The following is a 12,303-nucleotide window of genomic DNA, read 5'->3' as shown; positions in this document are numbered from 1 at the left end:
GTAGGGTGATCGAACTTTGAACCTTACTGATTTCATTTTTTGTTGAAGGGTGGGATGCAGGCTATGTTTCAACATGTATTCGCAGAAATGAACGACATGTTAGAGGAAATTGTCAAGCATTACCCTACTGCGCAGGATTCACATAAGCAGGTATTGCTCCAGAAATGGACGATGCTCAAATCCATGAGTGATGGAATTATGGAAGAATGGCTCTCGTTTGAAGAAAAGATGAGCGGCTTCAGGGAACATACGATGTTACCCCCAGTTTTTTCTTTAGGCGAGATTCCTGAAATGGGGATGGAATCATTCGTTCGTGGTCAAGGGTATTTCAAACTGCTAATGTATCGGCAGTCTATACAGCAATTTTCTCGCATTGTTTATGATTATCCGAATAGCCTTATTGCGCGATTATACCTTGCAATGGCACACCTTCATCTGGAGGAGATCACGGAGGCCATGATGCATCTGCAGTGGATTCTGCCATTAGCGGAGCACAAGAAACTGAAAGCTATGATATACAATGCGCTCGGGTGTATTCAGTTCAAATTATCAGATTTAGGAAAAGCGCAAGAGTATTTCACGATTGCATTGCAGCATGATCCGACGTTACCCGAACCTCTCCTTAATTTACAAGTCTGTCAAGGTAATCGTGGTCAACTACAGTATGGGAATCAATTGATTACGTTGATGTGAGAAGATGGATGTTATGAGGTGAACAAAAAGACGATACATGTTGCTCATTCGAGTAACGATGTATCGCCTTTTTGTTCAAAAATAAGAATGTATAAGTTTTCACTATCCTCTGCTGATATTGCAAAGATAATCATTTGGATCAATGAACACCTAAACCACTCTTCTTCTATAGATTAATTTTATTTGTTTACAAATATTTATCCTTCTTGATTAATTATTATTACAGAAATAGCTGCTGTTTATGAGTGAACGTCTGATGCTTCGTTCTACTTGGTGAATAAATTGTGATCTTCTGTTATGCTGGTATTGAGACTGGATTGAAAGGGATAACTTAATCATGAAATTTGCTGTACTGGACTTTGAAACAACAGGCAACCAGTCCGCCGATGAAATTATTCAAGTTGGACTTGCCATCATTGAGGAAGATCAAACCATATCCCGTGTATACGGGTCTTATGTTAATCCCGGGATACCCATCCCGCCTTTTATTACTAGCTTGACAGGTATTACTGAACAAGATGTAGCGGATGCTCCTTCTTTGGAAGAAATGATGATGGAACTCGTTCCACTTCTAGACGATGTCGTGCTGGTAGGTCACAATGTCGCTTTTGACTTTGGATTTCTCCAGAATGCACTGGATCGTTGTGGTTATCTGCCCTATGCTGGACGAATCCTTGATACTATGGATTTTCTCAAAATATGTTTCCCATCCTTGACGACTTATCAATTAGGATTGGTCTCTTCTCACTTTGAGATTCAGCATGAGCGGCCTCATCAAGCAGATAGCGATGCACTCGCGACGGCGCTCGTTCTATTGAAATGTCTTGATGAGTTGTGGAGCCTTCCACTCATCACATTACAGCGGCTTAGTGAGCTCTTTGCTAGCGAAGATAGTGACCTTGGTTGGTACTTTGATGGATTATGTCAAGAAAAGGAGAAACAGCCGGCTCAGGACCTTGAGAATCAAACCTATTATCGCCAGTTAGCACTAGCTGTGGAGGATTGGAATGAAATTGCACCCCCACGTGATAAGTTAGAAGATAACCCATTACGGACGATGGAATTCCCACAATATCTTGCTAGCATTGAAGAACGTTTGCGGGAAATTATGCCTCAGTACGAAGCGCGCGAATCACAGAGCATTATGTTCAGTGAGGTTATGACTGCCTTAGAGAACGAGAAACATCTTATTATTGAAGCGGGAACGGGTACGGGGAAATCACTTGGTTATTTGATTCCTGCCATATATCAGAGTGTCAAGAACGACCAAAAGGTGATGGTAAGCACCCATACCATTAATCTTCAGGATCAGCTTCGAGAACGTGATGTTCCTTTACTTACAGAAGTTGTCCCTTTTCCTTTTAAGGCTGCTGTATTTAAAGGTAGACAGCATTATTTGTGTTTGAGAAAATTTGAACATAAAATAAATAAAAAGGACTTTGCAAATCCCAAGGAAGACCTGCTTATAGCTGCCCAAATGTTAATATGGTTAACACAGACGTTGACAGGAGACGACGAGGAGCTGAACTTAGGTGGCCGAGGAGGCGACTTCTGGGAAACTGTAGCCAGTGATTCCGAATCTTGCTTAGGTCGTGCTTGTCCTTGGTTTCGTAAATGTTTCTATCATAGAGCGAAGCATGAGGCAGGAATTGCGGATGTCGTGATTACGAATCATTCTAAGCTTTTTACAGATATTAAGGCAGGGCATCAGCTATTACCAGCGTATGAACATTTGGTGATTGATGAGGCTCATCACTTAGAAGAAGTAGCTGGTAAGCATCTGGGACTTCAGATGAAATATTTCACGATCGTGCATACCTTAACACGACTGTACAAGGATAATCGTAGTGGGCAATTGCCTGCCTTACGCCAGCAAATTTCCTCTTCAGGGTATGAGCGGGCTTCTGAGTGGTCTTCACTTATTGATAGATTAAGTGGCGATTTGGTTGAAGTTAAGGAGCATTGGGATCGACTTAGTGATATGCTGTTTAGCCTTCTGCCTGAACGTAGTGATGCCGCACCGGGAGATACCGGTCAGTTCGTTCTACGTCTACAGCCTACGAAGAAACCACAAGATTGGGAAGCCTTATCTGCGCTTGAGCACCAGATACATGTGATCCTGAGCGATGTGGTTCGCAAAGGCGAGAAAATGATAAATGAACTTAGAGACGATCATGATGAGTACAACTCAGACAGCTTAGTGACAGATATCAGTGGGTTATTCAAGGACCTGAATGCAGAGAAAGAGGATCTTCGCTTCTTCATGTCACTCAAAGAAGAAGGAAATGTATATTGGATGGAAGCCAATGGTCATTTCAGAAGTAAGTCCTTACAATTGTTCGCAGTTCCTATAGATGTGAGTAAGCAGTTAAAGGAAGTATTCTTTGATAAGAAGAAAAGTATTATACTAACATCTGCTACACTTTCGATTGAAAAGTCATTTCAGTATATGATCGAGAACTTGGGCCTACAGGAAGCGGCAGATACTAACCGATTAATGACAGTCCAATTACCCTCGCCGTTCCGTTATCGTGACCAGGCACTGCTCGTGATTCCGCGTGACTTTCCGAGTGTGAAGGGGAGCATTGGCGATGTGCTCTTCGTAAATACATTGGTTAAATCTTTAGCAGATACAGCCGTGGTGACAAAGGGTAGAATGCTCGTATTATTTACATCATATCGAATGCTTCGTCAAGTGCACGAACCCTTGCGTCAAGCACTCTCTACTAGCGATATCACTGTCCTAGGTCAGGGAGTGGATACAGGGAGTCGAAGTAAGTTGATTCGCCGATTCCAAGATAGTAGTGCTTCTGTGTTGCTAGGTACGAGTAGCTTCTGGGAAGGTGTAGATATACCTGGGGAAGCGTTGACTTGTCTTGCTATCGTCCGCTTACCATTTCAACCGCCGAATCATCCACTTGTAGAGGCCAAAAGTGAGCTTTTGCAACAACAGAAGAAGAATCCTTTCATGAAATTATCGGTACCTCAAGCGGTGATTCGATTCAAGCAAGGGTTTGGCAGACTTGTACGTACAGCAAGTGATCGAGGCATTGTTATTGTGTATGATACACGCGTTATAGAATCTTATTACGGTAAATATTTCCTGTACTCGCTACCTGGCCCCAAAATGGAACACATGCCAATGAATCAGATGGTTCCGCGGATATCTGAATGGCTACATGAGGGTGGGGCATCTTGAATCGGCGAGATTCTATAGCAATAATTAGGAGGAGCAAGAATGAAATCCGAGAAAATATCAGAAGCTGTGGTCCGCAGATTACCTATCTATTTAAGGTATCTGTCGGAGCTTCAAAGCCGAGAAGTTGCTACTGTCTCTTCGCAGGAATTGGGTCAAAAGCTTGAACTAAATCCTGCACAAATCCGTAAGGATTTAGCCTATTTCGGTGATTTCGGTCGTAAAGGAATCGGATATGATGTTGCTTATCTTATTGAGAAAATTCGCCATATTCTGAATCTTGATCAGCGAATAAATGTGGTATTGGTGGGAGCCGGGAATTTGGGGCAAGCGTTGTCCAATTACAATACGTATCTCAAAGAAAATTTGAAAATTATTGCTGTGTTTGACTCTTACACACCTAAAATAGGCACAGAGATTAATACATTAAAAGTACAACCGATGGAAGAGCTTCATTCGACAATTGTTAATAACAACATTCGAATTGGGATCATTACAGTTCCGGCATATGAGGCACAAAGCGTAGCTGACCAACTGATTAAATCAGGCATCGAAGCGATATTGAATTTCGCACCGACAATTCTAAAAGCACCTCCTTATATTCGGATTCATGCTGCTGACTTTACAACAGATATGCTGAGTCTAGCTTATTATTTGAACAACGGAAAGGAAGAAGAAATGGATGACAAGCTCACCGACGAAGTGGATCATTAAGAACGGAACCTTTGCTGTTTCGAATAGTGTACAACCGGTTATTCGAGGATATATGGTTATTGAAGATGATCTCATTACGTACATTGGAGAACAAGCACCCCCTGTTGAACAAGATATTCCCGTGATTGATGGGACTCATTTGTTCTTTTTACCTGGATTAGTTAATACGCATGGGCACGCTGCAATGTCATTACTGAGAGGGTATGGAGATGATCTAGCACTTCAAGTGTGGCTTCAAGAAAAAATGTGGCCAATGGAAGCGAAATTCACTTCAGAAGACGTGTATTGGGGAACGTCCTTGTCTGTCATGGAAATGTTAAAGGGGGGGACTACAACCTTCTTAGATATGTACGACCATATGGGACAAGTGGCTAATGTTGTTGAAGCTTCTGGCATGAGAGCCGTATTAATGAGGGGGGTTATTGGTCTATGTTCTGAAGAAGTTCAGAATGAAAAGATCAAAGAAGCCATTGCCTTCGCTAAGGATTGGAATGGGCAAGCAGATGGAAGGATCACTACGATGATTTCCCCACATGCACCTTATACATGCCCTCCAGCTTTCTTTGAGAGATTTGTACAAGCGGCTCATGATTTAGATCTACCTATGCACACGCATATGTCTGAAACGTTGACTGAAGTCCAGCAGAATGTGAATGATTATGGCCTCAGACCCGTGGAGCATTTAGAGAAGTTAGGGATGTTTACACGACCTTCCTTGGTAGCACATGGTGTTCACTTAAACGATAAGGAAATTGACATATTGGCTAAAAATAATGTCGGTGTATCGCATAATCCAGGTAGCAATTTGAAGCTCGCAAGTGGTATCGCACGAGTGACAGATCTGTTGAAAGCAGGTGTTACTGTTTCTTTAGGGACCGATGGAGCGGCAAGTAATAACAACTTAGATATGTTTGAAGAAATGCGACTAGCTGCATTAATACACAAAGGGATCTCGGGAGATCCAACAGCCATTCCTGCGGCAGAGGCGCTACGTATGGGTACTGTGTATGGAGCTAATTCTCTATTCCTAGACCGTGTAGGAAGTCTTGCTCCTGGCATGAAAGCGGACTTCATTGCTGTAAATACAGATCAAGCTCATTTCTTACCTCATACTGACTTCATCTCTCATGTTGTATATTCAGCAAGTGCTAAAGATGTTGAACATGTATGGGTTGATGGTAAACAGGTTGTGAAACACGGAGCTTGTCTAACGCTCGATGAAGAACGCATTCGTCGTGAAGCACAGTTAGCATTCGAGGGCTTGTTGTCTCGTTAACAGCAGGGGTCTCACTCTCGGAGAAAGGAAGTTCAAGTGAAGAACAAAAAAAAGTGGTTTTTTTTTGGTGTTGTTATTTTTCTGCTGATATTGTTTGGACTTTATAGATATTACATATATATCATTCAAGATCAACACAGTCAGGAAGCGCTCGCGATCACTGCTGCCAAACAAAATACAGAGCTAGTAAAAGTAACGGATACACAGAAGTCAGTGTGGGACACTATTTCTTGGGTTATAGAAGGTAAAGATAACGAACAGAGAGATCTTATGGTCTGGGTTCAATTCACTGAAGATAATCAGCTCGCCTTGGAACAGGATGCAGTACACAGCGAGTTATTAGAGAATGGCGTATCCAAAGGTCAAATCCGATCAAAGATCATAAGTGAGTTACCGGGCATAGATGAAATCAGGATTCAAGCGGGAATGTATTATGGTGAATATGTATGGCAAGTGTATTATTTTGAAAAGGACCATTACTATTACCGTTTTTATAAGTTTAGAGATGGTTCACCCATAGGAGATCGCTATACTTTACCTAATCTATAAATAAGAGGTTTACAATAATATGACCGAGATATCCTTCGTGGAATCTCGGTCGTTTTTTATGGATGGAATGATAACGCTGAATGCGACTGGGTTCGACAATAACGACTATAATAAAACATAAAATTTTAAATATAGCCACACTTTACCTGCAAAATCTGATATACGATGTGATATACTTTATCATAGATTATTGATATACGATTTCGTATAAGAATAATATATCTATTTATAAAAATAAGTTTTCTGTCTATAAATGAAAGGAGAATGACTAGTTGAAACCACGTGTATTACCCATAATTATTACTGTCGTCCTCTCTGGTGCCCTTTTATTTGGTGGATGGTTTTTCTATCGGCAAATCACTTTGCAAAGTCCCTTACAGAGTATCGTGACCAAATATGAGGGAGTTAACAGCGCTCAAATGGACATCACGCATGACAAGATTGTTTTGAAACTTGATATTAAACCAAATACGCAGTTACCAGGACTTGTTCAACAACTAAAGACTGAAGGGAAGTCATCGATTGGAAGCCGTACTCTTCAATTTGTTGTTGTAGATTATTCCTCTGATATATTGAATGAGTTCTGGGAGAAAGCGATGTTTTCAGTAGCTGAAGCTATGGAGAATAAACGCTATACAGATATCCCTAAGACTCTAGAAGAAATGGCACAGGCTTCAGGCGATGTGAAAGTGACAACCCAAATGGATGATACAAATGTGTATGTGAATTTGATTAGTTCAACAGATGCTAAAGCTAGTAAATTCATTATTCTTCCTCGTGATCCAGGTAAATTGGAGGTGTTTAACAATGCCTAGATGGACTAAAGAAGTTTTGATTGGTTTCGTACCTGTGCTTCTTATTTTCCTTGCCTTTATTGGCGTGAATATTATTCCGGTACTCCTTGTAGTTGCGTTAGTAGGCGTTCTGACATTGATGAAGATGCGCGGTGGGATTGCGGTAGGTGCATCTGCTGATCGGAAACGGAAGAAGAAAGGTCCAGGCAAACTAACCTTCGATGAAATTGGAGGTCAGGACCATCCCAAAGAAGAATTGATGGAGGCTCTCACTTTTCTTATCCGACATGAGGAAATTCAGAAATTTGGCATTCGTCCATTGAAAGGGATTCTACTTACAGGGCCCCCAGGAACAGGGAAAACCTTGCTAGCAAAGGCAGCTAGTCAATATACGGACTCTGTGTTTGTAGCAGCATCAGGTAGTGAATTTGTTGAGATGTATGTGGGAGTTGGTGCTGGAAGAATCCGTGACTTATTCCATGATGCCCGTAATCAGGCAACGAAAGAGAATAAGAAAAGCGCAGTTATTTTCATAGATGAGATTGATGTTATTGGTGGTAAACGTGAAGGTGGGCAACAGCGAGAATATGATCAGACTTTAAATCAGTTATTAACGGAAATGGACGGTATATATAATTCCGATTGTCCACGTATTCTTCTTATTGCAGCAACAAATCGTAAAGAAATGTTGGATAGTGCCCTGCTTCGTCCAGGGCGGTTCGATCGACACATTCAAGTGGATCTTCCTGATAAAAAAGGTCGCAAGCATATTCTAGAGATTCATGCGAAGAATAAACCTCTCGCAGAGGCAGTTAATATGGATAAGATAGCTGAGGAATCTTTCGGATTCTCCGGAGCTCAGCTCGAAAGTGTGATGAATGAGGCTGCAATCTACATGATGCGAGAGGATAAACAAGAGATAGAGCAGCGCCATATTTCTATGGCCATTGATAAAGTGATGATGGGGGAAAAAACGGATCGAGAATCGACAACAGAAGAGAAAAGAAGAGTTGCGATTCATGAATTAGGACATGCCATTATGGCAGAGGTTGTTCGACCGGGGAGCGTAAGCCAAGTAGCCTTGAGTCCACGTGGACAAGCACTTGGTTATGTACGTCATAATCCACAGCAAGAGCAATATCTCTATACAAAGTCCTTCCTAGAAGAACAGATCATGATTGCACTAGGAGGAGCCGCATCTGAGGAAATATATTATGGTGGACGGAGTACGGGTTCAAGCAATGATTTCGAACAAGCATTGAATATTGTCCAAACGATGATGAAATCGGGTCTGACCTCACTTGGTATTATAAACATAGAGATGGTTACCACAGAAGAACTCATGAGAGAGAATAATGTGGTGCTAGAAGCATTAATGTCTCGAACTCGAGATGTTCTAGAACAGCATCATAACGTATTCGATCAGTCGCTTGAAATCCTACTTGGGGAAGAAACACTCTCTGGGGATCAATTTCGTTGTCTATTTCGTGAATCTTCACTTTTACCAGCATAAAACATGATGCTGGTTATTTTTTTTTACTTTTGTTCCGTGCTAAGATATTATTATATGTTGGAGTGAGAATAACGTATTTTTCGATAAGCAGGGTACAATACCGAATATACGACATAAAAAGGGAGTTGCATACCGCATGTTATTTAAAAAGATAGGTGTCATCGGCGGTGGTACGATGGGACAAGGAATCGCAGAAATGCTAGCTGCAAAGGGCATTGATGTATTGTTAGTTGAGAAATCTGCAGAGAAATTGGATTATTCTTATAATATGATTGAAATAAGTCTCGACAAACAACTCGAGAAATGGGGGATCACCCAAGCTGAGAAGAAGCTTATTCTCAGCAGAATCACTAAAGTGGTTCATTTCGCAGAGCTAGGTACATGTGACATGGTCATAGAGACGATTTCTGAAGATATTGAAGCAAAGAAACAAGTATTCTCTCAATTGGATCAGGTCTGTCCTAATAATATAATTCTTGCCAGCAATACATCTTCACTTAGTTTAACGGAGCTTGCAAGTTCTACAATGTATCCTGAACGTGTCATTGGAATGCACTTTATCCATCCCGTTGGTAAAGTTGATTTAGTTGAAATTATTCGTGGATTGAAGACATCAGATCTCACATTCGTAGAAACGAAAAACTTCGTAGAAGATGTGGTGAATAAAAAAGGAATCATGATCAATGAGTCTCCCGGGTTTGTATCTTCTCGATTAATCTGTTTATTAATTAATGAAGCCCTTCATATTCTTCAAGAAGGTGTTGCTTCAGCTGAAGATATCGATGACGCTATGCGTATAGGATACCAATTCCAGAATGGACCTCTAGAAATGGCGGATCGCTTCGGACTTGATTCCGTACTTGCTGCTCTTGAAAGAATGTTCCGTGAATTTGGTGAATTGAAATATCGTCCGTCCACCATACTTAAGAAGATGGTTCGTGCAGGGCATCTAGGCGTTAAAACAGGTGAGGGATTCTTCAAGTATGACAAGGATGGTGACCGGGTATGAATATTTTAGTTATTAATTCAGGAAGTTCTTCTTTGAAATATCAATTGTACGATATGACAGACGAGTCTGTTCTGGCAAAAGGTCTTGTAGAAAGAATCGGGATGGATTCTTCCATCATGACTCATAAACCTACTGGCGGCGAGGAAGTAACAGAAGTTAAAGAGATTCTGGAGCATAACACAGCCATTCGAAAAGTTTTATCGATGTTAACTGATGAAGAACATGGTGTTATTAAGTCCATTGATGAGATACAAGCTGTAGGTCATCGCGTTGTCCATGGCGGAGAATCATTTAAGGCATCTACGCTTGTTGATGGTCCAGTTAAATCGGAGATTCGTCGCTTATTCGATCTAGCACCTCTTCACAATCCTGCAGCTATGATGGGGATTAGTGCAGCTGAGACGAACATGCCAGGTGTTCCGCAAGTTGTAGCATTTGATACCGCGTTTCACCAAGCTATGCCGGAGAAGGCTTATTTGTATGCTATTCCTAAAGTGCTTTATAACAAGTACAAAGTACGTCGTTATGGAGCGCATGGTACATCGCATGAATATGTTAGCCAAGTTGCAGCTGAGTTCCTTGGACAACCGATTGAAGATCTAAAGATTATTACTTGTCATATCGGTAACGGAGGAAGTTTAACTGCCGTTCTAGGAGGCCATTCTATAGATACGTCTATGGGTATGACACCGTTAGAAGGCTTGATGATGGGAACTCGTAGTGGAGATCTTGATCCAGCGATTGTACCGTTTGTCATGAATAAAGAGGAATTGACTGTGAATGAAGTGAACTCTATGCTTAATAAACACAGTGGATTGTTGGCGATATCTGGTGTTAGTAGTGATATGAGAGAAATAACAGATGGTATGGCGGAAGGCGATGCGAATTGTACGCTTGCTTTTGAAATGTACGAATATCGTTTGCGTAAATATATTGGTTCTTATGCTGCAGCTATGAATGGTGTCGATGTGATTGTATTTACTGCTGGGATTGGTGAAAACTCCATTATTGTACGTGAAAAAGTATGCGAGAATTTAACTTATCTTGGAGTAGAAATTGACGATGCACTGAATGCTATTCGTTCTGGTGAGCCTCGGTTGATCTCAACTAATAATTCCAAAGTAAAAGTGATGGTCATTCCTACAAATGAAGAATTGGTCATTGCACGTGACACGTACCGTATCGTTAATGAAAATAAATAGACAAACTTTTATCTTGATTTCGTTATATTGAAGATGCGTTAAAAAGGGAGCGATTAAGACATGTCCACTAAAAGTGTGATTCGTGAAGTGAATCAGCATGTTGGCGAGACAGTGACCCTCGGGAGCTGGATTAACAACAAACGCTCAAGCGGAAAAATTCAATTTTTGCAATTGCGTGACGGTACCGGATATATTCAAGGTGTTGTTGTGAAGAGCGAGGTTTCAGAGGAAGTATGGGACGCTGCTAAGAGTCTAACACAAGAAAGTTCACTGTATGTGACGGGTATTATTCGTGAAGAACCAAGAAGTACATCTGGTTATGAGATGACGGTAACAGGAATCGAAGTGATACATATCACTGAGAACTACCCTATCACTCCGAAAGAACATGGTGTAGATTTCTTAATGGATCATCGTCATTTATGGCTACGTTCTAATAAACAACGTGCAATTCTTGTTATCCGTGCAGAAATTATTCGTTCAGTTCGGGCTTTTTTTGATAATAATGGATTTACGTTAGTAGACCCACCTATCCTTACACCAACATCTGCAGAGGGAACAACAAACCTGTTCCATACGAAATATTTTGATGAGGATGCTTATCTAACTCAGAGCGGTCAATTGTACATGGAAGCTGCTGCGATGGCGCTAGGTAAAGTCTATTCTTTCGGGCCGACGTTCCGTGCGGAGAAATCTAAAACACGTCGTCACTTGATTGAATTCTGGATGATCGAGCCCGAGATGGCTTTTACAGATCATGAAGAAAGCTTACGTGTACAAGAGAACTTTATCAGTTATGTTGTACAATCTGTTGTTAAGAATTGTCGTGTTGAATTGGAAGCGGTAGGCCGCGATATTTCGAAGTTAGAACAAATTCAGGCACCTTTCCCACGTATTACTTACGATGATGCCATTGAATTCCTACATGGAAAAGGGTTTGATATTCCTTGGGGAGACGATTTCGGCGCACCACATGAGACAGCTATTGCGGAGAGTTACGATAAGCCCGTATTTATCACACACTACCCTGTAGGTATCAAAGCTTTCTACATGAAGCCTGATCCATCCCGGCCTGAAGTTGTCCTGTGTGCTGATATGATTGCACCTGAAGGATATGGTGAGATTATCGGGGGATCGCAGCGTATTGATGATCAGGCGTTATTGGAAGAACGATTCAATGAACATGGATTGTCATTAGATGCATACCAGTGGTACATGGATTTACGCAAATATGGATCCGTTCCACATTCCGGTTTTGGTCTCGGTTTAGAGCGTACTGTGGCATGGATTTGCGGACTTGATCATGTTAGGGAGACGATTGCCTTCCCACGTACGTTATATCGTCTTTATCCTTAAG

Annotated in this window: 10 protein-coding genes; all 10 read left to right on the top strand. The window is 41.3% G+C overall.

Translation table 11 applies throughout. The annotated features are described in order from the left end of the window. Nucleotides 1-63: 63 nt before the first annotated feature. On the top strand, nucleotides 64-693 hold the full coding sequence (locus J2T13_RS21645; protein ID WP_429374439.1) for a tetratricopeptide repeat protein: 630 nt from the start codon (nucleotides 64-66) through the stop codon (nucleotides 691-693). A 337-nt stretch (nucleotides 694-1,030) separates the two neighbouring features. Next, on the top strand, nucleotides 1,031-3,892 hold the full coding sequence (dinG, locus tag J2T13_RS21640; RefSeq protein ID WP_429374438.1) for an ATP-dependent DNA helicase DinG: 2,862 nt from the start codon (nucleotides 1,031-1,033) through the stop codon (nucleotides 3,890-3,892). Between the two features lie 39 nt (nucleotides 3,893-3,931). Then, entirely contained in the window at nucleotides 3,932-4,603 is a 672-nt protein-coding gene (locus J2T13_RS21635) for a redox-sensing transcriptional repressor Rex (protein ID WP_429374437.1), read from the top strand. Beyond that, nucleotides 4,572-5,879, top strand: coding sequence for an amidohydrolase (locus J2T13_RS21630; protein ID WP_429374436.1), 1,308 nt, complete (start codon nucleotides 4,572-4,574; stop codon nucleotides 5,877-5,879). Before J2T13_RS21635 ends, J2T13_RS21630 begins: the two co-directional genes overlap by 32 nt. A gap of 36 nt (nucleotides 5,880-5,915) precedes the next feature. After that, nucleotides 5,916-6,428 carry a DUF5590 domain-containing protein gene (locus tag J2T13_RS21625; protein ID WP_429374435.1) on the top strand — a complete coding sequence of 171 codons (513 nt, stop codon included), beginning with the start codon at nucleotides 5,916-5,918 and terminating at the stop codon, nucleotides 6,426-6,428. A 272-nt stretch (nucleotides 6,429-6,700) separates the two neighbouring features. After that, nucleotides 6,701-7,243: a hypothetical protein gene (locus J2T13_RS21620; RefSeq protein WP_429374434.1), complete on the top strand. Its 543-nt coding sequence runs from the start codon at nucleotides 6,701-6,703 to the stop codon at nucleotides 7,241-7,243. Further along, nucleotides 7,236-8,735, top strand: coding sequence for an AAA family ATPase (locus J2T13_RS21615; protein ID WP_429374433.1), 1,500 nt, complete (start codon nucleotides 7,236-7,238; stop codon nucleotides 8,733-8,735). The genes J2T13_RS21620 and J2T13_RS21615 overlap by 8 nt, the downstream gene beginning before the upstream one ends. Nucleotides 8,736-8,871: 136 nt before the next feature. After that, complete coding sequence (locus J2T13_RS21610; RefSeq protein WP_429374432.1) at nucleotides 8,872-9,744, top strand: 3-hydroxyacyl-CoA dehydrogenase family protein; 873 nt, start codon at nucleotides 8,872-8,874, stop codon at nucleotides 9,742-9,744. Further along, the gene (locus J2T13_RS21605) at nucleotides 9,741-10,946 is read left to right on the top strand and encodes an acetate/propionate family kinase (protein WP_429374431.1); all 1,206 of its coding nucleotides are present in this window, start codon (nucleotides 9,741-9,743) and stop codon (nucleotides 10,944-10,946) included. The genes J2T13_RS21610 and J2T13_RS21605 overlap by 4 nt, the downstream gene beginning before the upstream one ends. 60 nt (nucleotides 10,947-11,006) lie before the next feature. Continuing rightward, nucleotides 11,007-12,302 carry an asparagine--tRNA ligase gene (gene asnS / locus J2T13_RS21600; protein ID WP_429374430.1) on the top strand — a complete coding sequence of 432 codons (1,296 nt, stop codon included), beginning with the start codon at nucleotides 11,007-11,009 and terminating at the stop codon, nucleotides 12,300-12,302. Nucleotide 12,303: the final 1 nt, after the last annotated feature.

The sequence above is a fragment of the Paenibacillus sp. DS2015 genome (assembly GCF_050433705.1).
In the GTDB taxonomy this organism is placed as follows: Bacteria; Bacillota; Bacilli; order Paenibacillales; family Paenibacillaceae; genus Paenibacillus_AQ.
The sequence above is the reverse complement of the archived record's forward strand: the minus strand, read 5'-3'. Positions and strand labels throughout refer to the sequence as shown.